Here is a 24476-nt window from a genome sequence, read left to right as displayed (position 1 = left end):
TGATCCAGGAGGCCAGCTCCTCCCCGCAGCCGTTGCCGGGGGGGATGGGGGCCTGGGGCTGGCAATCCGGGCTGTTCGCCGGGCAGCGCAGCCGCACGTGAAAGTGGCTGAAGTGGCCGACCCAGGGGCGCAGCTTGGCGACCCAGGCCTCGCCGGGGGCCTGTTTGCACACCTCGGCCTTGATGACGGGGTTGATGAAGATGCGCGCCACCTCGGGCTGATCGGCCGCCATGCGCAGCAAATTGAGCTGCCGGGGGCCGAAGCGGCCGGGCAGCATGCGGTAGCTGGGCTCGTCGATCAACGCCCACTCCCTGGGGGCATCCTGCTCCCATTTGCTGATGGGTCTGTCGGCCATCCGGAACCAGATGTCCGCATCGAGGCCGGTCTGGTGGCTGCGATGGCCGGAGGTGAAGGGGCCGCCGTGCATCATGGCGAGATCGGCGATATAGAGATCCGGCATGCCCGCCAGCCTGGTCCGGTTCGCCAGGTGCTGCAGATAGTGGATGAGATCCGGGTGGCCGTAATAGCGCAGCCGTTTGCTGCGGATCACCTGATAGCCCGGTCCTTCCAGCGGCAGGGCCACGGCATTTTTCAGGCAGCCGGCCGAGTAGCCGCCGATGGCTTCGGCATAGAGGGCGCTGGTGGTGAACAGCAGGGCAGTGGCGAACATGGGACTCCCGGTGATGACGCCCGGTGCGGGCTCAGACAGCCCCAAGCATACCAAGAGTGCCCGCCAGCCGTCATCCGCGCCGCGTGCCGATTGCAACCGGCAGCCCGGCTCGCGCACAATGCGCGGCAACGCGGCGACGGTAGGACCGTCTGCAACCATATGAGGAGAAGTGGAGATGAGAGTCAGTGAGCTGGCAACGCGGGAGAACGTGAACTGGCTGATGCCCCCGGCACGGCGTTTCTACGGGATCATGAGCGTGTTGCTGCTGGCGAGCCTGGGCACTGTGGTGGCCGCGCTCTGGCTGGGCTATCCCGAGATGGGGCTGCTGCCCTGGGTCGGCCTGGTATTTGGCGGCATCGTGCTGGTGATGATGGTGTTGCCGCGCAACTGGCAGCGCTGGCGCCTGGCGGAGATCGCCTGGGATGAGCATCACCTCTACCTGCTCAACGGCGGCGAGGACAGGGCGCTGGCCCTGCCGAGGGCGGTACTGGTGGGTATCACGCGGGATCGCAAGGTGGGCCACGATGGCCAGTGGCTCGACTTCAGCCTGGATCTCGGACTGGATGACACTGCACTGGCCGACGCCACCACCCTGCTGGGACTGGGCCGGGAAGGGACCCATGAGACGGCACCCGGTGTCTATCGCTTCGGGTTTAAACGGGCCTGGCACAGCCGCCGCGCCCTGGACAGGGTGCTGGCCACGCTCTACCCCGTCTGACTATTTTCTCGACAACTCGTGCCAAAGCTCAGATACTGCGTCTGATTCGATTTGATCTTTTCTGCTCCGATAATCCAAGAGATCAACGACTTGGAATGCGAAGCGGGAAGCGCCACGGCATGATGCCATGGCTGGTCCGGCCTGGGGGTTGTGCCCTTACTCCCAGATCGGTGGATGCATAGATAAGGCACCTTGAATCGAGAGTGGATGGCATGAAGATTTATGTAGGTAATCTGTCGTACCGGATGACGGCCGACGAACTGACAACCGTGTTCAGCCAATTTGGGCAGGTAGACAAGGTCGATATCATCATCGACCGGGATACCGGTCAGTCCAAGGGATTTGGCTTCATTGAAATGCCTGTGAACGGGGATGCCGAGAAGGCCATTGCCGAACTGCATGGCACCGAGGTAGGCGGCCGCACCATCACGGTCAATCAGGCCAAACCGAAGACAGATGCACCACGTGGTCGCCCCCAGCGCCATCGTTGAATCGTCTCGATAACGCAAAACGGCATGGAATCTTCCATGCCGTTTTTGTTTTCAGGGTCTGGGCAAGACTCAGGGCACGTCATACCCCAGGGCCGCCTTGCGGATACGGAACCACTGCTGGCGGTTGAGCTGGATGGACTCGGCCGCCACGGCGGCGGCGATCCGCTCCCGCTTGCCGGAGCCGATGAGGGGCAGCGGCTGGCTCGGCAACATCATGACCCAGGCGTAGACCACCTGCTCGATCTGCTCGGCACCCACCTCCTGGCGGATCTGCTCGAGCTCGGCGCGCAGCGGGGCATAGGCGGGATCGTTGAACAGTTGTCCGCCCCCGAGGCAGGACCAGGCCATGGGCTTGATGCGCAACTGCTGGCACTGATCCAGGGCGCCGTCCAGGGTGCCCTCCTGGTGCAGCGGCGAGATCTCCAGCTGGTTGGTCACGAGCGGGAAGGGCAGGCGGGACTGCAGCAGGGCAAACTGGTGGGGCGTGAAGTTGGAGACCCCGGCATGCTTGATCTTGCCGGCCTGCTTGAGGCTGATGAAGGCCTCGGCCACCTCGTCGGCGTTCATCAGAGGATCGGGGCGGTGGATCAGCAGCAGATCCAGGTGGTCGGTGCCGAGCTTTTGCAGGGAGGCTTCGGCACTGGCGACGATGTGCCCCTTGCCGGTGTTGTAGTGGTTCAGCGCGTGCGCCGGGTTGGCGGTGAGGGCGATGCCGCACTTGCTGACGATTTCCATCTTGTGGCGCAGGGAAGGCTCCAGGCGCAGGGCGTTGCCGAAGGCTTCCTCGCACTGGTAGCCGCCGTAGATGTCGGCGTGATCTATGGTGGTGACCCCGAGATCCAGGTGGTATTTCATCAGGTCCAGCAGGGCGGCAGGGGAGAGCTGCCACTCCATCAGGCGCCAGTAACCCATGATGAGGCGGGAGAAGGTGGGGCCTTGATCGTGCAGGGCCAGGCGGGATACGGACATGGTGATTCCTCTGAGGATAAAGAGACGGATAAAAGTGCTGCCAGCATCTTGGTCTCTTCCGCTGGACAAGGCAATAATGCGCCCTTCTTGATTTCGAACTATGGTTCTGGCCGACAGACGAGCCCGGGCCTGCATGCCCGATTGATGAGAGAGGTTGTGATGGAAGGATTTGCCACCAGGCTGCAAAGCCTGATCGGGGAGGGGAGTGTCAGCGCGTTTGCCCGCAAGGTGGGGTTGAGCGAGGCGTTGATCCGCAAGTATCTGAAAGGGGCCGAGCCCGGCCTTGGCAAGGCGAACCAGATCGCCATGGGAGCGAATTGCTCCCTGGAGTGGCTCGCCACCGGCTGCGGTTACCTCTATCGTCAGGCCGAGGTGGTGGACAGGGACGCCCTGGCGGCGGCAGGGGCCCTGGTGCAGGAGAAACTCCCCGGCCAACCGATGCCGGACGAGGCCCATCTGGTGACCCTGCTCGCCTACTACCAGTTCCTGCGCAGCCACAAGCAGGCCGACGGCTTTCTGGACCTGGCGCGGGCGCGGGAGTTTGGCCGTCACCTGGCTGAGGCCTGAGCCGGGGGCGGCGTGCGGCAGGCCGCCGTTCTTCTGATACCCTCTAAGCAGTGAATACATCCAAGGACACGCAGATGAGCTATCTGATCCTGGGCAGTGGCGGACTGGGTTGTGCGCTGGCGCACGAGCTCGCGGAGCGCGGTGAAGCGTGGTTGCTGGCGGGCAGGCAGTTGCCGAAGGGGCTGGATCCGGCCTGCTACTTCCCGTTGCAGGAGGTGGACCCGCTCTCCTTCGAGGCCCTGTTCACCCTCTACGATGGGGACTCCCTGCCCACAGTGGTGATCAACACCATAGGCCTGCTGCACGATCTCGCCCACATGCCGGAGCGGCGGGTGGAGGAGGTGACCCCCGAGTGGCTGGAGGAGAGTCTGCAGGCCAATGCCTGGCCCCACCTGGCCCTCGGCGCCTGCCTGAGCAGGCTGATGACTCCAGAGAGCCGGCTCTGGCTCTGCTCCCTCTCGGATCTGGCGGGCAGCCTGGCGGCCGCCGATCGGAGCCCGGTGCGCCGCTACAGCTACCGGATGAGCAAGGCAGCCCTCAACATGGGGGCCCGGATCCTGGCGGGGGAGTGGGCCGAGCGTTTCCCCGGTGCCGGGGTCATCACTGTGCATCCCGGACTCATGGACACCCCCATGCAGCAACCCTTCCGGCAGGAGATTGGCGCTGCCCAGTTGCAGGATCCCGCCCGGGTCGCAAGCCGCCTGCTGGACCTCCTGGGGACGCTGACGCCGGCACACTCCGGCCGCTTCGTGGACTTGCAGGGCGACCCCTTGCCCTGGTGAGTCGCCGGGCTCACATTCCCGTCTCCCTTCCCTTGCCAGCCGGGTTCCGGCTGGTTAATGTCATCGTCCTGCATCAGGAGGATGACATGCGCTATATCGATTTGCGAAGTGATACGGTGACCCGGCCCACGGAGGCCATGCGCCAGAGCATGCTCCATGCCGAGGTGGGGGACGATGTCTACGGGGAAGATCCCACCATCAATGCGCTGGAGCGCCGGGGGGCGGAGCTGCTCGGCAAGGAGGCGGCCCTGTTTGTGCCCTCCGGCACCATGTCCAACCTGCTGGCCATGATGAGTCACTGCCAGCGCGGGGAAGGGGCCATACTGGGGGCGGCCTCCCACATCTATCGCTACGAGGCGCAAGGCTCTGCCGTGCTGGGCTCGGTGGCCCTCCAGTCCGTGCCCATGCAGGCCGACGGCACCCTGGCACTGGAAGACGTGCGGGCCGCCATTGCCCCCGACGACGCCCACTTCGTCCAGACGCGCCTCGTCTGTCTCGAGAATACCCATAATGGCAAGGTGCTGCCGTTGTCCTATCTGCGCGAGATGCGCGCCCTGGTAGACGTGCACGGTCTGCGACTGCATCTGGACGGCGCCCGCCTGTTCAATGCGGTGGTGGCGAGCGGCGAACCGGTCGCGGCCATCGCGGCCCCCTTCGACAGCGTCTCCGTCTGCCTCTCCAAGGGATTGGGGGCGCCGGTTGGTTCCCTGCTGGTGGGCAGCTCTCCCTTCATCGCACGCGCCAGGCGCCTGCGAAAAATGCTGGGCGGTGGCATGCGCCAGGCTGGGATCCTGGCCCAGGCTGGCCTGTTTGCCCTGGATCAGCACGTGACACGGCTGGCGGACGATCACCGCCGCGCCAGGCGCCTGGCCGAGGGGTTGGCCGCCCTGCCCGGCATCGTGCTGAACCTGGGGGAGGTGCAGACCAACATGGTGTTCCTGCGCCTGGCGAAGGGGGATAGTGCAGAGCTGCTCGCCTTCATGAAGGAGCGCGGCATCCTTTTCTCCGGGTACGGAGAGCTCAGACTGGTCACCCACCTGCAGATCACCGACGACGACATCGACGAGGTGATCGATGCGTTCACCGAGTTTCTGAACGACTGAGCGCGGCCTCAACCGCAAAGAGCAAGGGCGCCATCGGCGCCCTTGTTGCATTGGTTCACTGGATCAGCCCTGGCGCTGGTTGGTGATCAGCATGGCCTCGTCGGTGGCGTCGTAGATCATGATGGCGAGGTGAGTGACCTCGCCTGTGAAGTCGGCCAGGGGGACCAGGGTCAGGTTCTGGTACATGTAGGGGGCCGAGCCCGTAATGGGGCGGTAGTTGGAGAAGCGCAGCAGATAGGGGCGCTGCTCCCAGGTACTGAAGGCGCGGTTGTTGAGTTTGAAGACCATGTTGGCCTTGCGCTCGAACCAGGCCTTGTCGACATCGGGGAAGAGCTCGAACAGCCCCTGATCGCGCACCTCGCTGGCCAGTCGGCCGCTGTGGCTCTCCATGAAGCCGTTCCACACCTGGATCCGGTATGCCTTGTCGAGCACGACCAACCCCACGTCCAGGTTCTGGACTATGTTCATCAGCCAATGAAATTCCCGAATATCCATGGTCACTCCTAGAGCAGGTGCTTGATGTTGTTATTGATGCTGGCGATGGGACCAAATCGCTAGAGCATATGCATGATCTTGTTGTTCATGGTGGCGATGGAATCTTCGGTAAACAGCAGCAGCAGATCGCACTGCACCGCGTAACCCTGCACCCGGTAGTTGATCTCGATGGCCAGGGTACGGCGCCAGCGGCTCTGGTTGGTGCGAATGAGCTCCTGGATGGGCCTGTGCTGGCCGAGCACCACGGGATGGCCCTGGCTGAAAGGGGTATCGAGCTGGTTGGCATAGCCGCGCAGGAAGGCGCCGATCAGCACGTTGGCCGTGTCCATCAAGAGCTCCAGCTCGGCGCCGTGATCCAGTGCCCCCTGATGGTTCATCAGCCGCGCCAGATCCTGGAAGCTGGCGTCGTGGAACAGCAGGAGCGCCTCGCCGGCGATGCCGGCACCGATGAAGCCCTGGCAGACCGCGGAGAGGGTATCCGACTCGGCGGCTGCGGAGAGGGCCATGTGCAGCTCGGAGACTTCCAGCACGTTGACGTTCGGGATGGGAAGCTGGACGAAGGCGCCGAGCAGGCGAGCCAGCAGATCCGCCCCCTGGCCCATGGCGACGTTGGCAAGCTCCTGATAGACATCCCGCAGCTCGGGGGTGAGCAGGGCCGGAGCGGGGCTTGGCTGGTGGTCGCTGGCGGGCAGGGCGGGGAGAACGGGGGGCTTCTCCGCCGGCTGCCACAGGCCGTGGCGCTTGAGCAGGGTCAGCAGGGCCTCGGGGGACGCCGGTTTCTTGATGAAGTCGAGGGCCCCGAGCGCCATGACGCGCTCATGGGCCTCCGGCTGGATGTCCCCGGAGACGACGATCACCTTGCTGCGCAGCCCTTCCCGCCGCAGGGTCTCCAGCACGCCGTAGCCGTCCATCTCCGGCATGGTGAGATCCAGAAAGATGAGATCCCCGTGGCCCATCAGGATCTGCTCCACCCCCTCCAGGCCATCGGCGGCCTGGTGCAGGGTGACATGCCAGTCGGCAGGGAGGGCACGCATCAGCTGCTTGCGTGCGAACCCTGAGTCATCACATACCAATACATTCATAGTGTTAGCCGACCTGTGCAACGAAGGTTGCGCTAAGTGTGGGTCATCAGCCGTCAGATGCAACGGGCAGCGGCAGGGCCGGCAAGAATTGATCGTCCCGCTGATGGGTGCGATAGCGCACGGAATATTTCTCGACGAAATCGGCGAACATCTTAACACGCAGCGGAGTGAACTGGGGCTGGCAATGGAGCATGTAGAAGGGGCGTCTCCCGGATTGCCAGTCCGCCAGTACAGGGACCAGCTGCTGGTCCTGCAGGAAGGGGTGGACGTAGTGCAGCGGGGCATTGACGATGCCGAGGTGGCGGCGGGCCGCCCGCACTGCGGCCTGGGTCTGGTCGATGCAAAGGCGTGGTGTGCGCTTGATGCAGACCGTCTGCTCGTCCCGGCCGCTCAGCTGCCAGTACTGGTGAGGCCAGCAGTAGATGAGTGCGTGATCTTCCAGCTGGGCAGGGTGGGACGGCACACCCATCTTCTCGAGATAGAGGGGGGAGGCGAAGAGGCCGTATTCGATGTGCCCGAGGCAGATCGCGTTGGGCAGGGTCTGGGAGAGCTCGCCGTTGAAAAACACCAGATCCCTGTCCTGATCCGCATGGGGGGCATGGTCGTTGGTCTGGCGGATGTCGAACTGCACCCCGGGATAGCGCAGGCCGAAGTCCGCCAGCATGTCGACCAGGATGGTGTTGGAGAGTGCGATGGGGGCGGCGAGGCGGATGAGGCCGCTGATGTCGGTCTCCTCGCCCCGGATCTCGCCGGTCGCCTGCTCGATTTCGGCCAGCGGGGTGCACAGGCGTTCGTAATAGCGCAGCCCCTCGTCGGTGAGGCGCAGCTTGCGGGTGGATCTGTGCAGCAGGCTGCATCCGAGCTGTTCTTCCAGTTGGGAGATCCGGCGACTGATGGTGCCGGTCGGCATGCCCAGGGCGGCGGCGGCGTGGGAGAAACCGCCCTCTTGCACCACCTTGACGAACAGATAGAACTCTTCGATGTACTTCATAAGCGGTTTAGGGGGTGTGCTGGCTGTAACAGGCCAGAGACCTTATGAAGTGTCGCCAGGCTTGGCAAGCGCAATCCGGCGTTTAATTGATCTGGATTAGATTCGACTCCCGCTGGTATTGATGCAGCAAATGGACAAAATCGGCGGGGGGCCTGTCCAGGCTGTTGTCCGGCACCAGCAGATCGTAGCCGAGGAGATCCCGAAGCCGGGTCATCCGGTTGCCGAGCATGGCGATCACCCCCTCGTAGTGGTGGCCCGACGGGGAGCGAAAGCGGCTCTCTTCCAGCAGGCCTTCTCCCAGCAGGCCGCCACCGCAGCCGCCGGTGGGGCAATCGGGCCGCTCGCTGTTCATGGCCTGCAACAGCACGGCGCGCTGCTCGGTCAGCAGGCGCACGGCGAGCCTGGGTGTGATCAGCGTCAAAAAATCATCGTAATCTTTTATCTTCAAACCTATGTAGGGCAGGTCCACGAGATCCCACCCGGAATGGATGCGTGGTTGGTCAATTCGCTGAATATTTCTCCACTTCAGTATCCAGCCACCGTACTTGTGGTGGTATTGCAGACAATCCTGACACAAAGAGAGACTAAAATGAGGCTCACCCAGCTTCAATGCTCCGACAAGAATTGTCATCAGTCCCGCCAGGAGGAGGGAAATCGCGGGCATTAGTAGTTGTTCACTGAGAAAAAAAAGTATAAAAATCATAGCAATGGTTATCACCATGCCCAACAATACCAGTGTGAGTCCATTTCTCCTGACCATGGGTCTCACATGCAGCGTTTTCATATGATTTCGGCCCTTTTTTTACATGTTTGTTACCAGATTATGGGCCGAAACGGATTTTGTACCAGCGGGATCGCGTCCGAGCGGCGTGGTGATGGCTGGTCCGGCCATGAGTTTTTCAGCATGAATCATCACTCAACATGAATACGCTAGACGAACGCCAGCTCACCGTGATGGATGTACTCCATACGCCCGTCTGGGTCTATGACATCCAGCGCCATCATATTTACTGGGCCAACGGCTCGGCGCTGGGGCTGTGGGAGGCGAGTTCGCTGGCCGAGCTGCAGTCCCGGGATTTCTCCTCCGACATGGCCGCCGCCATCGATCTGCTGCTGCAACGTTATCTCGGCGATTTCCAACAGAATCGCAGCTACAACGAGTGGTGGACCCTCTCCCCAAAGGGCGTCAAGAAGCAGGTCTACCTGCGTCTTTCCGGCATCCAGCTTGCCGGGCGTCAGATGATGATGGCGGAAGCGGTCATCGATGCGGACACCCTCTATCAGGAGTCCTCTCTCGCCACCGGCGACACCCTGGCCTGCCTGTTTGACAACCTGGGCGTGCTCGAGAGCGGCAACTACCACTTCGACATGTGTTTCGGAGATGGTATCGGCAGCCTGGACCAGGTCTTCTCCGGGGCGGACGATGCCTTCTATCACCGCCTCTCCCGCCTGGATGAAGTGGTGGCCGAGGGGGAGTGCCGGACCCTCAAGGGGATGCGCTGGTTCCAGTACCAGTTTCGCCACATCCAGCAGGGCGCCCGGATCCTGCTGACCATGCGGGACATCACGGACCGCAAGCTCGAGGAGCTGGAACACCGCCACCTGGCCTGGCACGACTCCCTCACCGGACTGCTCAACCGCTACGGACTGATGAAGTCCCTCGAGGCCTATTGCGGCCTTGGGGGACGCTTCGCCCTGGTCTTCATGGATCTGGACAACTTCAAGCTGGTCAATGACAACTATGGCCACAAGGCCGGGGATCGTCTGCTGGAACGGGTCGCCGGCCGCCTAAAGCAGATCTGCCCCCGGGACGTGGAACTGGCGCGTCTCGGGGGAGATGAATTCACGGCCCTGGTGCCTCTCAATCAGGCAAGCGAGCGGGCCCAGGAGGTGGCGGACCTCATGCTCTCCCAGATGAGCAAGCCGCTGCAGTTGAGCGGTGTGCCCGAGGTCACCATAGGTGGCAGCATCGGCATCGCCATCTATCCGGACGATGCCGATGACGGGGACAACCTGATCACGCGAGCCGACATGGCCATGTACCAGGCCAAGCAGATGGGGCGCCTGCGCTGGCAGCGCTTCACCCCCAGCATGCAGCAGAGCCTGCACCGCAAGCTGACCCTGAAGCAGTTTTTGGCCAAGGCCGTCGGCCGGGGGGAGCTGAACCTGTGTTATCAACCTCAGGTGGATGCGGTTCAGGGCCGGGTCATCGGCTTCGAGGCCCTGGTGCGCTGGTACAACCCCGTGCTCGGACATGTATCGCCGGCGGAGTTCATCCCCCTGGCGGAGGAGATGGGGCTCATCCGTGAGATCGGCGGCTGGGTGCTCTCCACCGCGCTGGCCCAGATGGGGGAGTGGCAGCGCCAATGGCAGGTGCGGGTGCCGGTGTCGGTCAATCTGTCGGGCTTCCAGCTCTCCTCCGACCTGCCCGAGCTGGTGGCCCGGCAGCTCGAGGAGTTCGCCGTGGAGGCAGAACTGCTGACCCTGGAGCTGACCGAGACGGTGCTGATGCTGGACATGAAGGGAAGCATCGAGATCCTCGATGCCCTGAGCGAGCAGGGGATCAAGATCGCCATCGACGACTTTGGTACCGGCTACTCCTCCCTGGCCTATCTCAACCGGCTGCCCATCGACACCATCAAGCTGGATCGCTCCTTCGTGGTCGGCCTCAACCTGCCGGTGATCCGGGCCACGGTGGCCATGGCGACGAGCCTGGGGCTCGGGATCCTGGCGGAAGGGGTGGAGGACGAGCACGAACTGGCGGCGCTCCAGGCCCAGGGGTGTCACGTCTTCCAGGGGTTCCTGTTCAGCCAGCCCATGACCCCTGACGCGGTGGCGGCGGCGGGGTTCGGCGTCCAGTGCCGACTGGGGCATTATCCCCTCGCAAGCCGTTGAGATCCTTGCCGATAAATGTGCGGCATGTCCCATTTATGAAGCGGGACATGCCAAATTAAACATAATTAATCGAATATTTGTCTCGAATCATGGGATTCGTTGGACGTTATCGCTAGTATGCGCGCTCATTCCTTGGTAACGGAGTATCACCATAATGAGTCAAGCCGCAGTGAACGAGCGTCCGGCCAATGCCGGTGGCTGGTTGAACCGCTTTCTGAACGGGGTCGAGAAGGCGGGCAACAAGCTGCCGGATCCCGCCATGTTGTTCCTTTATGCCCTGCTGATCGTCTGGGTCGGCTCCTGGATAGGCTCCCAGTTCACCTTCGATCTGGTCAATCCCCGTACCGGGGAGGCCGTGGTCGTCAACAACCTGCTGACCGGGGCGGGCCTGGCCGAATTCCTCTCCAGCATGGTCACCACCTTCACCGGTTTTGCCCCCCTTGGCATCGTGCTGGTCGCCATGCTGGGTGTCGGGGTGGCCGAGCAGTCCGGCTTCATCAACACCGGGCTCAAGAAATTGCTCAAGGTCACGCCGGCGCGCTTCCTGACCCCCATGCTGATCCTGGTGGCCATCGTCAGCCATACCGCAGCCGATGCGGGCTACGTGCTGGTGATCCCCATCGGTGGCATCATCTTCCACGCGGCGGGTCGTCATCCGCTGGCGGGGATTGCCGCCGCCTTTGCCGGCGTCTCCGGCGGCTTTGCGGCGAACTTTCTGCCCTCGGGCGGTGACGCCCTGCTGCAGGGCTTCACCCAGTCCGCTGCCCAGCTGCTCGACCCCGACTACATGGTCAATACCCTGTGCAACATCATCTTCACCGGCGCCTCCTCCCTGCTGATCATCTGTGTGGGCTGGTTCGTCACCGAGAGAATTGTCGAGCCGCGCCTCAAGCAGGTGCCTCTCAACGAGGATCTGGAGAGTGCCGACGAGATGGGACGCTACAGCGAACGAGAGAGCCGTGCCTTCAACTGGGCCGGGTTCGCCATGCTGGCGGCCGTGGTGCTGCTGGGGCTGGCCCTGTCGCCGGGTGACTCGCCGCTGCGGGCACCGGATGGTTCCCTGACCACCTTCGCCGCCCCGGTGATGAAGTCCATCGTGCCCCTCATCTTCCTGCTCTTCATCCTGCCCGGCATCGTATACGGCTTCGTGGCTGGCAGCTTCAAGAGCGGCAAGGACGTGATTGACGCCATGTCGGCCACCATGAACAAGATGGGCTCCTACATGGTGATGGCCTTCTTCTGCGCCCTCTTCATCAAGGCGTTTGGCGACTCCAACCTGGGCACCCTGCTGGCGCTCTCGGGCGCCGAGGTGCTGCACGCCCTGGCGCTGCCGGGGGAGGTAACCATCGTCGGGATGATCCTGCTCACCGCCACCGTCAACCTGGTGGTGGGGTCGGCCTCCGCCAAGTGGGCCCTCATCAGTCCCATTCTGGTGCCCATGTTGATGGCGGTCGGTATCTCGCCGGAGCTGACCCAGGCTGCGTATCGCGTGGGCGACTCCGCCTCCAACATCATCACCCCGCTGATGGTCTTCTTCCCCCTGGTGGTGGTCTATTGCCAGCAGTATGTGAAGAGCACCGGCATCGGCACCCTGGTCTCCATGATGCTGCCTTATTCCCTGGCCTTCCTGGTGAGCTGGACCATCTTCCTGCTGGTCTACTGGGGGCTGGGCTTCCCGCTCGGGTTGCAGGCACCCTATGTGTATCCGGCCCCCTGAGGGCGGCGAGGGGCCTTGGGCCCCTCGATTTTTTTGGGTACAGTGTGGCCTCCATATGTGGAGGTACCATGAACCCGACCATCGATCTCATCCTTTCCCATCGCTCCATTCGCCAGTTCACTTCGCAGCCTGTTACCGCAGAGCAGCTCGATCAGATCCTGAGTGCCGCCCAGAGCGCCGCGAGTTCCAGCTTCCTGCAGGCCAACAGCATCATCCGGGTCACCGACAAGGGGCTGCGCACCACCCTGGCCGAGCTGGCCGGCCACCAGGCCTACGTGGCCGAGGCGGCGGAGTTTCTGCTGTTTTGTGCCGACTACCAGCGCCACAGCCAGATCGTCCCCGAGGCCCAGACCGGGTTTGTGGAGCAGCTCCTCATCGGCGCCATCGACGGTGCCCTGATGGCCCAGAATGCACTGTTGGCCGCCCAGTCCCTGGGGCTGGGGGGGGTCTACATCGGTGGCATTCGCAACAATCCGGCCGCGGTGAGCGAGTTGCTGGGGCTGCCCCAACAGGTGATACCGCTGTTTGGCCTCTGCCTCGGCCATCCCGCCCAGCAGCCGGAGCAGAAGCCCCGCCTGCCCCGGGCGCTGGTGGTGCATGAGAACCGCTATCCGGCGGCCCTGGATCGCGCCCTGCTGGCCCGGTATGACCAGCAGATCCACGACTACTATCAGGGGCGCAGCAGCAACAACAAGCAGCAGACCTGGAGCGGGCAGATCAGGGCCATCCTCGGCAAGGAGGCCAGGCCCTTCATGCTGGGGTTCCTGCAGTCGAAGGGTTTTTGCCTCAAGTAATGGGGGCGGCGGGCGATATGGAACAGGGCGCCGCAGGTTTCGCCCCCTGCTCGCGTTCTTGTGAGGCAGGGCGGGATCAGGGCGCTATCCTATGGAGCTAAGCTGTTGTAGGATCACGCAATTGGATTGGGACTGGAGTGTGAATACCCTATGATTTTAACCTTGATATTGCTGTCAATTGGCGCACTCCTGTTTCTGGTCATCGCCTACAACGTGGTGCAGCAATACAAACAGAAGGCCGAGGCGGACAAGCGCCAGGCCATCGCCCGTCACAAGGCCGTGGCCGACGAGACCGAAGAGGTGCTGCTGAACGTCAACCTGGTACCCTTCTCCAAGAACATGGTGCTGCTGATGCAGCACCGTATTCTGGATGCCTATCGCGCCATCGCCCTGGTCATGCCGAACGCGCAGATCAAGCAGCGTATCGCCGACGTCCAGACCCAGATCAAGAATGTGCAGGAGAACTACAGCAGCCAGGACGAGGGCCACTTCAAGACGCCGGAGTCCGACCGCCAGGCCATCCAGATGCTGCAGCTGGCCAAGAAGATGCGGGCCGTGCTGCGGGTCGAGCACAACAAGGGCAAGATAGATCCCCAGGGGTTTGCTCAGGAGGATCGCCGCCTCGAGCTGATGCAGCTCAAGATCAACATCGCCAACCTGCTCAAGCGGGCCATGGATGCCCAGATCCAGGGGCAGTACGGCACCTGCCGCCAGCTCTACACCAAGGGGCTCGGCGCCCTGGCCAACGTCTCCGACAAGGATCCCTACCTGCTGGCGCGGGAAGAGGACATGCGTCAGGGGATGCGGCAGCTGGAAGAGCATCTGCAGCAGCACAGCGAGAAGGAGCTGCAAAACCTCAAGGACAAAGAGGCCGACGAACTCGACGTCCTGTTCCAACCGAAGAAGAAATGGTGACCATGTCTCATCCACTGGATTCCACGCTGGGGCCCATGGCCCCATTCGTTTGCCAACTGCTCACGGAAATGCACACCGTCATGGGGGCATCAGACTCCCCCGTGGTGGACCATCTCTGCTACCGGGCCGCCACCCTGCCGGAATATCTGGAGTTGAAAGAGACGCTGGCGGCGCACGGGGTATTGCTGGTGGAGGGGATGATAGGGGGGCGCCCCATCGCCACCTATCGTCTGCATCGGCCTGTCTGCTGGGAGCAGGTCACCGTGCCCTGCATCGAGCTGGCCGCCCCTAAGGCGGGACGCAGCCATCAGGCCGGTCTCGAGCATATCGAGCTGGTGGTACCGTCGCTCCAGGCCCTGGTGGCCGCCCATCCCGATGTGGCGTTCAAGACGGCCAATATGGATGACGGGCGCAACCCTGACGTGGGCCTGATGCTGCCCTCCGGGCAGATCAAGTTTCACTTGCGCCCGCTATCTGAGGTGATCGACGAAGAGCTGTGTACCGGTGCCGTGGTGCCCGTGCCGGCGGATTACTACGACGGCCTGTGAGTCGACGGCCCGCCGGCGCCGGGCTGGGTGAGGACAGGGGGCTGCGCCGCCGCGCGCCCCTTCAACTGCCCCAGCCAGAGGCTCAAGCCCGCGGTCACGCACAGTACCAGCTCGATGCCGAGCACCAGCCCGCCCAAGCCCCCCCGCTCCCAGAAGGGATGCAGATACAAGCCACCCAGACTGGCTCCCAGATAGTACCCCACCAGATAGAGCGATGAGGCGAGTGCCCGGTTGTGCTCCACGTGCTGGCCGACCCAGGCGCTGGCACAGGCGTGGGCGAGGAAGAAGCCGAAGCTCGAGACCAGCAGCCCCCCTATGATGGCGACCAGGGTGCCTTGCAACAGGGCTAGGCTGCCGAGCGCCATCAGGGTGATCCCCGCCAGCAACATGCGTTGCGGGCCCCAGCGATGGGCGCCGCGCCCGCTCAGGGAGGAGGCGAGGGTGCCGGTGAGGTAGGTCAGGAACAGCATGCCGAGCCACTGGGTTGGCAGGGAGAAGGGGGCCTTGGCCAGCAGGAAGGTGAGGTAGCTGTACTGGTTCAGAAAGACCATGAAGTTGAGCCCGCCGATGAGGTAGGCCCCTGCCAGCAGCGGGTTGCCGAGGTGGCTCTGGATGGCGCGGCGCAGCTGTCCGGGGGCGGCTTCCACGGCCACGAAGCGGGTCTGGGCCGGCAGCAGCCAGATGACCAGAGGTAGCAGGGCGAGGCTGATGAGGCCGATGCCGAGGAAGGTGTGCTGCCAGTCACCGAATCCGCCGGCCAGCAGACCGCCGACCACCCGGCCTGCGATGCCCCCCAGGGAGTTGGCGGCGATGTAGACCCCGACTGCAGAGAGCAGGGCTCGCTTGCTGAACTCTTCCCCCATGTAGGCGATGGCTGTGGCTGGCAGCCCCGCCAGCAGCATCCCCTGCAGGATGCGCAAGCTCACCAGCAGATCGAACCGGGTCACCCAGGGGATGCACAGGGAGAGCAGGATGGCGGCGCTCAGGGTCCATAGCATGATCCGCCGCCGCCCGAACCTGTCCGCCAGGCGGGCGCAGATGAGCAGCGATCCTGCGAGCCCGGCGGTGCAGCCGGCCAGGGTCCAGCTGGCGGACAAGGAGCTGACGGAGAACACCTCTGCCAGGAGGGGCAGCAGGGGGTGAGTCTGGTAGAGATTGAGAAATACCAGAAAGGATCCCAGGCTGAGGGCCAGGGTGGCGCGTATCCATTCGCGACTACCTACTTCGATCATGTGGAGTTGTCCCGACGACTTTTGTGCAGAGTAGTGCGGCGCTTACTATAAATATAATATATTTAAATTATTGCTCCGATAAATGAAATTGATATGGATCTGAAACAGCTTGGTTATCTGCTGGCGGTGCGCGATGCCGGCTCCTTCACCCGGGCGGCACAGGCGCTGCACGTTGCCCAGCCAGCCGTCAGCATGGCCATCGCCAAGCTGGAACAACAGCTCGATCTGCGCCTGTTCGACCGGCAGGACCGCAGCGTGCGTCTCACACCGGAGGGGGAGGTGCTCTGCCGCCACGCCGAGCGGCTGCTGCGCCAGATGCACCAGGCAGAGGCAGAGATGGCCGAGCTCAAGGGGCTGGAGCGGGGGGAGGTGCGCATCGGCATCCCCTACATGATGGGATCCTACTATTTTCCCCCTATCCTGATGGCCTTCAAGCACCGCTATCCCGGTTTGAAGATCAGGGTAGAGGAGGCGGGGACCCGGGAGCTGCTCAGCCGCATGGTGGACGGCAGCCTGGATCTCGCCATCCTCATCACCAGCGATCTGCCGCCGGCCCTCGAGGGGGCCCAGCTCCTGCGCGAGGAGATGCTGATGGTGGTCGGGGAGGAGCATCCGCTGCGGGAGGCGGGGGCCGTCTCGTTGCCGCAGTTTTTCGGCCAGGAGCTCGCCATGTTCCGGCGAGGGTTCTACCACAGGGAGCACATGGAGGTGCTGGCACAGGGGCTTGGGCTAGAACCCAACATCGCCTTCGAGAGCAACCTCATTCCGCTGCTCAAGGCCGTGGTGCGCCAGGGGTTTGCCGTGACCACCTTCCTGCGCATGGCGCTGGAAGAGGAGCCGGCGCTCACCGGCATCCCCTTCGCTCCCCCCATCTTTCTCGATCTCTGCGTGGCCTGGCGGCGGGGGGATCCCCTCTCCATGGCGAACCGGGCGCTGCGCGACTTCCTGCTGTCACAGGCTGCACCAGGAGCAGACCCCGGCCCGGGGTGACGACGCCAACAAAAACGCCTCCCAGGGGAGGCGTTTTTCATGTCGAGTTCGAAGGCGGCATCACTTCTTGAGCAGGTGATCCAGCTTGTTGGCCTTGGTGGAGAGATAGAACTCGTTGTGGGGGTTGCGCCCTTCCTGCAGGGGCACGCGCTCCGCCACCGGAATGCCAAAGGACTCCATCGCCTTCATCTTGCGCGGGTTGTTGGTCATCAGACGCAGGGACTTGACCTCGAGCGCCTTGAGCATGTCGGCACAGATGGTGTAATCGCGCATGTCGGCGGCAAAACCGAGCGCCACGTTGGCCTCGACGGTATCAGCCCCCTGATCCTGCAGATGATAGGCACGGATCTTGTTGAGCAGACCGATGCCTCGCCCTTCCTGACGTACATAGAGCAGGACGCCGCGGCCTGTCTTGGCGATGTTCTCCAGGGCGGCCTGCAGCTGGAAGCCGCAGTCGCAGCGCAGGCTGAACAGGGCATCCCCGGTCAGGCACTCGGAATGGATGCGCCCCAGTACTGGCTCACCGTCAGCGATATCGCCCATCACCAGCGCGGCATGGTCCTTGCCGGTGCCGGTTTCCTGAAAACCAACCAGCGTGAAAGTGCCCCAGGGGGTCGGCAACTTGGATTTGGCCACGAGGGTAACGCTGCTCATATGGTTGCTCCTGACTACAGCTGCTTGAAAAAGGGCGGCTAGTGTAGCGCGCCTTGTGCATAACAACCATAAGAACAAAACCTTGCGTGCGCAGGGGGTTAGCGGATTGGTCAGAATTGGCGCAATCGCGACGACTTTTGCGCAATTGTGTGCCCCGACAACTGCCAGCGCCGGTGCATTCGGGTATAATCGGCGCCCATTACCCCATCCCGACCAGGGATGCGTAACCAGTCAAGATGCCGAGTACGCAGGAGAACGAATATGCCTCACATGGCCCCCGTTATGACGATTGATGGCCCGAGTGGCGCAGGAAAAGGCACGCTGTGCCAGCTGTTGGCTGCGAAACTGGGTTGGCACCTGCTCGATTCCGGGGCCATCTATCGGGTACTGGCCCTGGCGGCCCTGCATCACGATGTGGAGCTCGATGCCGAAGCCGCGCTGGTCCCCCTGGCCGCCAATCTGGACGTGCAGTTCCAGGTGGAGGGTGATCTGGTCAAGGTGGTGCTGGAAGGGGAGGACGTTTCCCGCACCATCCGCACCGAAGAGGTCGGCAATGCCGCGAGCAAGATCGCCGCCTTCCCGCGCGTGCGCGAAGCCCTGTTGCGCCGCCAGCGTGCATTCCGCCAAGCCCCTGGTCTCATTGCCGACGGTCGCGACATGGGCACAGTGGTTTTCCCCGAGGCCAACGTGAAGATTTTCCTCGATGCAAGTGCCGAGGAGCGGGCCCAGCGCCGCTATAAGCAGTTGCAAGATAAGGGCTTTGATGTTAACTTTGAGCGTCTTTTAACCGAGATTCGGGAGCGGGACGATCGCGATAGAAATCGCGCCGTCGCCCCCCTGAAACCCGCGGAAGATGCTCTTGTGGTAGACTCAACGTCTATGACCATAGATGAAGTGCTGGTGACGGTACTTGCCTATGCAGAGCAACAACTTGGTGACATCGGCGCAAGCTGATGCCAGTCGTCTGCACCATGGATGGCGCAGATAATTTAAAACAACCCCGCTTGTGCAGGATTGCAGGTGGATGTTTCATTTGTGACATAAACAATGATCGAATCTTTTGCTCAACTCTTTGAAGAGTCCCTGAACGCCGTTGAAACCCGTCAAGGTTCCATCGTCAAGGGCACTGTCGTTGCTATCGAGAACGGTTTCGTACTGGTTGATGCCGGTCTGAAATCCGAGTCTGCTATCCCGGCTGAAGAATTCAAGAACGCCATGGGCGAGCTGGAAATCAACGTAGGTGACTCCGTTGACGTGGCTCTGGACTCTATCGAAGATGGTTTCGGCGAAACCAAGCTGTCCCGCGAAAAAGCCAAGCGCCACGAAGCCTGGCTGCAGCTTGAAAAAGCTTACGAAGAGCAAGCTACCGTTATCGGTATCATCAACGGCAAGGTCAAGGGTGGCTTCACCGTTGAACTGAACGGCATCCGTGCCTTCCTGCCGGGTTCCCTGGTTGACGTGCGTCCTATCCGTGACACCGCTCACCTGGAAAACAAAGAACTCGAGTTCAAAGTCATCAAGCTGGACCAGAAGCGCAACAACGTTGTTGTTTCCCGTCGTGCCGTGATCGAAACCGAGAACACCTCCGAGCGCGAAAGCCTGCTGGCCAACCTGCAAGAAGGTCAAGAAGTTAAGGGTATCGTCAAGAACCTGACCGACTACGGTGCATTCGTAGATCTGGGCGGCGTTGACGGCCTGCTGCACATCACCGACATGGCGTGGAAGCGCGTTAAGCATCCTTCCGAAATCGTCAACGTTGGCGACGAGATCGCAGTCAAGGTTCTGAAGTTCGACCGCGAGCGTACCCGTGTATCCCTGGGTCTGAAGCAGCTGGGCGAAGATCCCTGGGTTGCTATCGCCAAGCGTTACCCGGAGACCACCCGTCTGTCTGGCCGCGTGACCAACCTGACCGACTACGGCTGCTTCGTTGAAATCGAAGAAGGCGTTGAAGGCTTGGTACACGTATCCGAGATGGATTGGACCAACAAGAACATCCACCCGTCCAAGGTTGTTAACGTTGGCGACGTGGTTGATGTGATGGTTCTGGACATCGACGAAGAGCGTCGTCGTATCTCCCTGGGTCTGAAGCAGTGCAAGTCCAACCCGTGGCAGCTGTTTGCCGAAACTCACGCCAAGGGCGACCGTGTTTCCGGCAAGATCAAGTCCATCACTGACTTCGGTATCTTCATCGGTCTGGACGGCGGCATCGACGGCCTGGTTCACCTGTCTGACATCTCCTGGAACAACCAGGGTGAAGAAGCTGTGCGTGAATTCAAGAAGGGCGACGAGATCGAAGCTGTTGTTCTGCAAGTTGACCCGGAGCGTGAGCGCATCTCCCTGGGCGTCAAGCAGATCGAAGAAGACCCGTTCAACAAGTACCTGTCTGACAACAAGAAAGGTGCTATCGTGAAGGGTAAGGTTACCGAGGTTGATGCCAAGGGCGCCGTGATCGAACTGGCTGACGGCGTAGAAGGCTACCTGCGTGCCTCCGACGCTGCTCGTGACCGCGTAGAAGACGCCACTCTGGTGCTGTCTGTTGGTGATGAAGTTGAAGCTAAATTCATGGGTGTTGATCGCAAGAACCGCACCGTAAGCCTGTCTGTCCGCGCTAAGGACGAGGCTGACGAGCGTGTTGCCATCGACAACTTGAACCAACAAGAAGAAGTTGTGTTCAGCAATGCCATGGCCGAAGCGTTCAAAGCCGCCAAGGGTGAGTAATCCTTGATGCAAGAAAAGGGCGGCATTGCGCCGCCCTTTTTTATCTTGGCAAAATGTTTATTGCATGTGATCGGGGAAGGAGATTTAACCTTATGACCAAATCAGATCTCATCGAACAACTGGCAGCCAGCCGCATGCATATGCCGGCCAAGGATGTCGAAGCCGCCATCAAGGAGATCCTTGAGCAGATGGCATCGACCTTGCAAAACGGCGACCGGATTGAAATCCGAGGATTTGGAAGTTTTTCACTGCACTATCGTGCGCCCCGTGTGGGTCGTAACCCCAAGACAGGGGACAAGGTTGAATTGACCGGGAAATATGTCCCGCACTTCAAGCCTGGCAAAGAGTTGCGCGAGCGCGTGAACATCGTCGAATAATGCAGAAAATGGCATACCAGGGTATGCCTTTTTTATTTTTACCGTCTTTAACCTGCGCATTGTCGGGTTTCTCGCAGTCTTTTCCCATTCGCTCTAGAGTCTGCCGGTGATTTTAAGGATAATCAGTTTCTCATTAGCTACAGACAGGGAGCTCCCATGAAGCGTATCTTGGCCCTCATCCCATTGGTGCTGGTGTTTGTTCTGACGCTGGCCATAGGTTCGCAAAACGGTCAGCTGGTACAGTTCAATTATCTGATCGCCCAGGGGGAGTTCTCGCTCTCCATGTTGCTGGGATTCTTCTTCGCCGGTGGTTTCCTGCTGGGCTGGCTGGTATTCGGCCTGCTCTTCCTGCGCCTCAAACTGCAAAACCGCACTCTGAATCGAACCATGCGTCGTCAATCCCGCGAGTTGGAGCTTGCCCGGTCGACAACCAAGGAATAATGTCCCTCGATGCTTGAACTGCTTTTCCTGCTGTTGCCCATTGCCGCCGGTTATGGCTGGTATATGGGACGCAGGAGTGTTCGCCAGGACACCCAGCAACAGAGTAACAAGTTTTCCCGCCAGTACGTGGCGGGTCTCAACTATTTGCTGTCCGATGAATCCGACAAGGCGGTGGATCTCTTCATCCAGCTGCTGGAGGTGGACAGCGAAACCATCGAAACCCATCTCTCCCTCGGCAACCTGTTCCGTCAGCGGGGCGAAGTCGATCGTGCCATCAAGATCCACCAGAACCTGGTCGCCCGCCAGCTGACCCGGGAGCAGCGCCAGCTCGCCCTGCAAGAGCTGGCCCGCGATTTTCTGGCCGCAGGGCTCCTGGATCGGGCCGAAGCGCTCTGGAAGGAGCTTTGCGACGACAGTGACTTCGAGGAGACGGCTCTGGCCCAGCTGCTCGTCATCCATCAGAAACTGCGTGACTGGGACAGGGCCATCGAGGTGGCCAGTCGCCTGCAGAAATTCCAGGGCAAGAAGCTGGCCGAACCCATCTCCCATTTTTATTGCGAACAGGCGGAAAACGCCCTGCGCGACGGCGACAAGGTAACGGGCATCGCCAAACTCAAGCGTGCCCTCGGCGCCTATCCGGCATGCGCACGGGCGAGCCTGCGACTGGCCGATCTCTCGATAGAGGAGGGCAAGTTCGAGGAGGCCAGCAAGGAGCTGCTGCGGGTGTTCGAACAGGACATCGATTTTGCCTCCGAAGCCATCCCCAAGCTGCTCGACTGTTATCGCGAGCTCGGCCGTAGCGAGGCGCTGATCCCGCTGCTGGAAAAGGCGGTGGAGGATCATGCCGGAGTCAGCGTGACGCTGGCACTGGCCAACCTGGTCGAGGCACGCGATGGCCTGAGCCAGGCCCGTGCTCTGGTGCTGCGCCAACTGCGCCGCCACCCCTCCATGAAAGGCTTCTATCAGCTGGTCGGCTTCCAGCTGGCAAGCGCCGAAGAGGGGCCGGCCAAGGAGAGCCTCGAGCTGCTGCAGCAGCTGGTCGGCGAGCAGATCAAGATCAAGTCGACCCACAAGTGCCGTCAGTGCGGCTTTGCGACCCATTCGCTGTTCTGGCAGTGTCCTTCCTGCCGGCAGTGGGGCTCCATCAAACCGATCCGTGGCCTGGATGGGGAATAAGCGCCAGCAGATAAGACGTCAGCCCCCATGTGGGACAGGTGCGCTGCCCACCCTGGCGGCCAAGGACACCCAAGTAATTCAGATGCCAGTGTGCACCCGGTCTGCGGTCCGGCTGCCCCTGGATGTGGCATAACAACCCATAGGAAGTGACATGCAAGACCCCAAAGTACTGGTTGCGCTGGATTATCAGCACGAAGCCGACGCCTTCGCCTTCATCGAGCAGATCTCCCCGGCCCAGTGCCGCCTCAAGGTAGGCAAGGAGATGTTTACCCTGTTTGGCCCCCAGTTCGTCCGCCAGCTGGTGGCCAAGGGGTTCGACGTCTTCCTGGATCTGAAATTCCACGACATCCCCAACACGGTGGCCAAGGCGGTGGCGGCAAGCGCTGAACTTGGCGTCTGGATGGTGAATGTCCACGCCAGCGGCGGCGAGCGGATGATGCGTGCCGCCAAGGAGGCGCTGCTGCCATACGGCGACAAGGCCCCCCTGCTCATCGGGGTGACGGTGCTGACCAGCATGGAGCAGTCCGACATGGCGCCTCTGGGGCTGGATGTGACCCCGGCCGAGCAGGTGATCCGTCTGGCCACCCTCGCCAAGGCGGCGGGACTGGATGGCGTGGTCTGCTCCGCCGAGGAGGCTCGCGAGCTGAAGGCTCTGCTCGGGGCCGAGTTCAAGCTGGTGACCCCGGGCATTCGTCCAAGCGGATCCGCCGCCGGGGATCAGCGCCGCGTCATGACACCGCTGGCAGCGGTGGAGGCGGGTGCCGACTACCTGGTCATCGGGCGCCCCATTACCCAGTCAGGGGAGCCTGCTGCCGTGCTGGGGGCGATCAACGCCGAGCTGAACCGCTAACGGACTGAGCCTCGCTCGATAACACAACAGGCCGGATCCCAGATCCGGCCTGTTGCATTTTGGGGAATGGCTGACGGCTGCCCGGTGGACGGGCTCAGGTCTTGCTGACCTGGGCACCCAGGCTGATGGGGAAGAGGCCGAGGAGCAGACCAGCGCCGGACCCGATGAGGTGCGATTCGATATGCACCCTGGCCCCGATGAGGGCGGAAACCGGGCTCTCTCCTGCGCTGTAGAAATCCACACCCAGCTTGATGACGATACCCAGCAGCATGAGCCATCCGGAGTGACGACGGTAGCGAATATCCTGCATGGCCCCCCATACGAACAGGCCGTGAAGCAGGCCGGAGAGGCCCATGTACCACAGGGTTTGCGGGCACCACCACCAGATCCCGAGCCCGACGGCGGTGCCGAGCAAGAGCAGCAGCACGGGCAGGCGCCACCCTGTCAGATACTCCTGAAACAGGCTGTAGAGTACCGCGAGCCCGCAGAGGTTGAGCAGCAGGTGCCATCCATTGGTGTGGGCCAGATTGCCTGTTATGATGCGCCACCCTTCGCCCTGGGCGATCAGGTCGCGTTCGAAGGCGAGTTGATGGTTCGGCACGGTGAAGAAGAGCAAGGCAGTGACGAGCGAAAGCGCGATGACCCAGAGCAGACCCGATTTTTCAGACAACATGAAACAGCCCAACGACAAAGAGAGCCGATACTGTACACGCTGCACCCGAGCCCTCAAAGCGTGCCTGTGCGATTATATCCGACGGGTACCTCATCTCGCACCGCTCCACATCCTGCAACACCCCGGCGAGGTGGGACACCCCAAGGGGACGGCCGCGCTGCTTGCTGCGTCTCTCACCGATGTCCGCATCCACGTGGGTGAGGATTTCTCCGGCGACGAGGCGCTCAATGCCCTGCTGGCCGACCCCAAAGTACAGTGCTATCTGCTGTGGCCTGATGAGGATGCGATGACTCCGGCACAGGCGAGGTCGCACCTCGCACGCCGTGCTGATGGGGGAGAGGCGAGGGCGCACTTCATTCTGCTAGATGGCACCTGGCGCAAGGCATACCGCATGCTGCACAGCTCGCCGGCCCTGCTCGGGCTGCCGCGGATCACGCTCGGCGAGCTTGCCGGGCAATATTCCATTCGCAAAAAGCCGTTTCCCGGCGCCTTGTCGACCCTGGAGGCGGGCTACCATCTGTTATCCCAATGGGAGGGCGAGCCTGAGCGCTTCGCCCCTCTGATGACCCTTTTTACCCATTTGAACCGGCAGTGGCATGACTTTGCACAGGGTCGTCGCCGTTGAACT

The 24476-nt window shown here is 62.1% G+C and carries 27 protein-coding genes; 18 read left to right on the top strand and 9 right to left on the bottom strand.

Going from position 1 to position 24476, the window contains the following annotated elements; all coding sequences use genetic code 11:
- A partial coding sequence (gene mepA, locus BN1136_RS16350; RefSeq protein ID WP_043808913.1) for a penicillin-insensitive murein endopeptidase occupies positions 1–670 on the bottom strand: 670 nt, incomplete at its 3' end.
- Between the two features lie 175 nt (positions 671–845).
- On the opposite strand from mepA, the gene BN1136_RS16345 reads away from it, so the two are divergent.
- Together BN1136_RS16345 and BN1136_RS16340 are read left to right on the top strand one after the other, a co-directional pair.
- Positions 846–1388 (top strand): hypothetical protein, encoded by a 543-nt coding sequence (locus BN1136_RS16345; RefSeq protein WP_043759969.1) that lies wholly within the window; start codon positions 846–848, stop codon positions 1386–1388.
- 212 nt (positions 1389–1600) lie between these two features.
- Positions 1601–1879, top strand: a complete 279-nt coding sequence (locus BN1136_RS16340; protein WP_167332224.1) for an RNA recognition motif domain-containing protein — start codon at positions 1601–1603, stop codon at positions 1877–1879.
- Positions 1880–1948: 69 nt separating this feature from the next.
- On the opposite strand, the gene BN1136_RS16335 is transcribed toward BN1136_RS16340, so the two are convergent.
- Complete coding sequence (locus BN1136_RS16335; protein ID WP_043759973.1) at positions 1949–2848, bottom strand: aldo/keto reductase; 900 nt, start codon at positions 2846–2848, stop codon at positions 1949–1951.
- 159 nt (positions 2849–3007) lie between these two features.
- On the opposite strand from BN1136_RS16335, the gene BN1136_RS16330 reads away from it, so the two are divergent.
- From BN1136_RS16330 to ltaE, 3 genes are all read left to right on the top strand, one after another.
- Positions 3008–3415, top strand: coding sequence for a transcriptional regulator (locus BN1136_RS16330; protein WP_043759975.1), 408 nt, complete (start codon positions 3008–3010; stop codon positions 3413–3415).
- A gap of 74 nt (positions 3416–3489) precedes the next feature.
- Complete coding sequence (locus tag BN1136_RS16325) at positions 3490–4197, top strand: SDR family oxidoreductase (protein ID WP_043759977.1); 708 nt, start codon at positions 3490–3492, stop codon at positions 4195–4197.
- 86 nt (positions 4198–4283) lie between these two features.
- Complete coding sequence (ltaE, locus tag BN1136_RS16320; RefSeq protein ID WP_043759978.1) at positions 4284–5300, top strand: low-specificity L-threonine aldolase; 1017 nt, start codon at positions 4284–4286, stop codon at positions 5298–5300.
- 63 nt (positions 5301–5363) lie between these two features.
- Here ltaE and BN1136_RS16315 read toward each other — a convergent pair whose 3' ends face one another.
- The 4 genes from BN1136_RS16315 to BN1136_RS16300 form a co-directional block, all read right to left on the bottom strand.
- Complete coding sequence (locus BN1136_RS16315; RefSeq protein ID WP_043759980.1) at positions 5364–5795, bottom strand: PAS domain-containing protein; 432 nt, start codon at positions 5793–5795, stop codon at positions 5364–5366.
- A gap of 59 nt (positions 5796–5854) precedes the next feature.
- Positions 5855–6877, bottom strand: coding sequence for a response regulator (locus BN1136_RS16310; RefSeq protein ID WP_043759982.1), 1023 nt, complete (start codon positions 6875–6877; stop codon positions 5855–5857).
- Between the two features lie 46 nt (positions 6878–6923).
- A complete protein-coding gene (locus BN1136_RS16305) occupies positions 6924–7868 on the bottom strand; it encodes a LysR family transcriptional regulator (RefSeq protein ID WP_043759984.1) in 945 nt (314 codons plus the stop codon).
- 82 nt (positions 7869–7950) lie between these two features.
- The gene (locus tag BN1136_RS16300) at positions 7951–8652 is read right to left on the bottom strand and encodes a DUF2982 domain-containing protein (RefSeq protein ID WP_043759987.1); all 702 of its coding nucleotides are present in this window, start codon (positions 8650–8652) and stop codon (positions 7951–7953) included.
- A 170-nt stretch (positions 8653–8822) separates the two neighbouring features.
- Between BN1136_RS16300 and BN1136_RS16295 the strand changes: the two genes are divergently transcribed.
- The 5 genes from BN1136_RS16295 (at position 8823) to BN1136_RS16275 (ending at position 14737) form a co-directional block, all read left to right on the top strand.
- On the top strand, positions 8823–10763 hold the full coding sequence (locus tag BN1136_RS16295; protein WP_043760007.1) for a putative bifunctional diguanylate cyclase/phosphodiesterase: 1941 nt from the start codon (positions 8823–8825) through the stop codon (positions 10761–10763).
- Between the two features lie 154 nt (positions 10764–10917).
- Positions 10918–12480 carry an AbgT family transporter gene (locus BN1136_RS16290; RefSeq protein WP_043759988.1) on the top strand — a complete coding sequence of 521 codons (1563 nt, stop codon included), beginning with the start codon at positions 10918–10920 and terminating at the stop codon, positions 12478–12480.
- 68 nt (positions 12481–12548) lie between these two features.
- Positions 12549–13274: an oxygen-insensitive NADPH nitroreductase gene (gene nfsA / locus BN1136_RS16285; RefSeq protein ID WP_043759990.1), complete on the top strand. Its 726-nt coding sequence runs from the start codon at positions 12549–12551 to the stop codon at positions 13272–13274.
- A 150-nt stretch (positions 13275–13424) separates the two neighbouring features.
- Positions 13425–14189, top strand: coding sequence for a hypothetical protein (locus BN1136_RS16280; protein WP_043759992.1), 765 nt, complete (start codon positions 13425–13427; stop codon positions 14187–14189).
- Entirely contained in the window at positions 14183–14737 is a 555-nt protein-coding gene (locus tag BN1136_RS16275; RefSeq protein WP_043759994.1) for a VOC family protein, read from the top strand. Before BN1136_RS16280 ends, BN1136_RS16275 begins: the two co-directional genes overlap by 7 nt.
- Here the strand turns inward: BN1136_RS16275 and BN1136_RS16270 are convergent.
- A complete protein-coding gene (locus tag BN1136_RS16270; protein ID WP_043759996.1) occupies positions 14722–15969 on the bottom strand; it encodes an MFS transporter in 1248 nt (415 codons plus the stop codon). The genes BN1136_RS16275 and BN1136_RS16270 overlap by 16 nt on opposite strands.
- A 93-nt stretch (positions 15970–16062) precedes the next feature.
- On the opposite strand from BN1136_RS16270, the gene BN1136_RS16265 reads away from it, so the two are divergent.
- Entirely contained in the window at positions 16063–16959 is an 897-nt protein-coding gene (locus BN1136_RS16265; RefSeq protein ID WP_043759997.1) for a LysR family transcriptional regulator, read from the top strand.
- Between the two features lie 60 nt (positions 16960–17019).
- Here BN1136_RS16265 and ribA read toward each other — a convergent pair whose 3' ends face one another.
- Positions 17020–17613 carry a GTP cyclohydrolase II gene (ribA, locus tag BN1136_RS16260; protein WP_043759999.1) on the bottom strand — a complete coding sequence of 198 codons (594 nt, stop codon included), beginning with the start codon at positions 17611–17613 and terminating at the stop codon, positions 17020–17022.
- Between the two features lie 261 nt (positions 17614–17874).
- Here ribA and cmk point away from each other — a divergent pair, with 261 nt between their 5' ends.
- The 6 genes from cmk to pyrF all read left to right on the top strand — a co-directional run bounded on the left by cmk (position 17875) and on the right by pyrF (position 23175).
- Positions 17875–18567, top strand: a complete 693-nt coding sequence (cmk, locus tag BN1136_RS16255; protein WP_043760001.1) for a (d)CMP kinase — start codon at positions 17875–17877, stop codon at positions 18565–18567.
- 93 nt (positions 18568–18660) lie between these two features.
- Entirely contained in the window at positions 18661–20331 is a 1671-nt protein-coding gene (gene rpsA / locus BN1136_RS16250) for a 30S ribosomal protein S1 (RefSeq protein WP_005299919.1), read from the top strand.
- 92 nt (positions 20332–20423) lie between these two features.
- Positions 20424–20708: an integration host factor subunit beta gene (ihfB, locus tag BN1136_RS16245; protein ID WP_005337145.1), complete on the top strand. Its 285-nt coding sequence runs from the start codon at positions 20424–20426 to the stop codon at positions 20706–20708.
- A gap of 156 nt (positions 20709–20864) precedes the next feature.
- Positions 20865–21149 carry a LapA family protein gene (locus BN1136_RS16240; protein WP_010675000.1) on the top strand — a complete coding sequence of 95 codons (285 nt, stop codon included), beginning with the start codon at positions 20865–20867 and terminating at the stop codon, positions 21147–21149.
- Between the two features lie 9 nt (positions 21150–21158).
- On the top strand, positions 21159–22325 hold the full coding sequence (gene lapB, locus BN1136_RS16235) for a lipopolysaccharide assembly protein LapB (RefSeq protein WP_043760016.1): 1167 nt from the start codon (positions 21159–21161) through the stop codon (positions 22323–22325).
- A 151-nt stretch (positions 22326–22476) separates the two neighbouring features.
- Entirely contained in the window at positions 22477–23175 is a 699-nt protein-coding gene (gene pyrF / locus BN1136_RS16230; RefSeq protein WP_043760018.1) for an orotidine-5'-phosphate decarboxylase, read from the top strand.
- A 94-nt stretch (positions 23176–23269) separates the two neighbouring features.
- Here the strand turns inward: pyrF and rrtA are convergent, their stop codons facing one another.
- A complete protein-coding gene (gene rrtA / locus BN1136_RS16225; RefSeq protein WP_231557904.1) occupies positions 23270–23848 on the bottom strand; it encodes a rhombosortase in 579 nt (192 codons plus the stop codon).
- On the opposite strand from rrtA, the gene BN1136_RS16220 reads away from it, so the two are divergent.
- Positions 23814–24473 (top strand): tRNA-uridine aminocarboxypropyltransferase, encoded by a 660-nt coding sequence (locus BN1136_RS16220; protein ID WP_197068464.1) that lies wholly within the window; start codon positions 23814–23816, stop codon positions 24471–24473. The two genes, rrtA and BN1136_RS16220, sit on opposite strands and share 35 nt — an antisense overlap.
- Positions 24474–24476: the final 3 nt, after the last annotated feature.

Source organism: Aeromonas taiwanensis (assembly GCF_000820165.1).
Classification (GTDB): Bacteria; Pseudomonadota; Gammaproteobacteria; order Enterobacterales; family Aeromonadaceae; genus Aeromonas; species Aeromonas taiwanensis.
The sequence above is the reverse complement of the archived record's forward strand: the minus strand, read 5'-3'. Positions and strand labels throughout refer to the sequence as shown.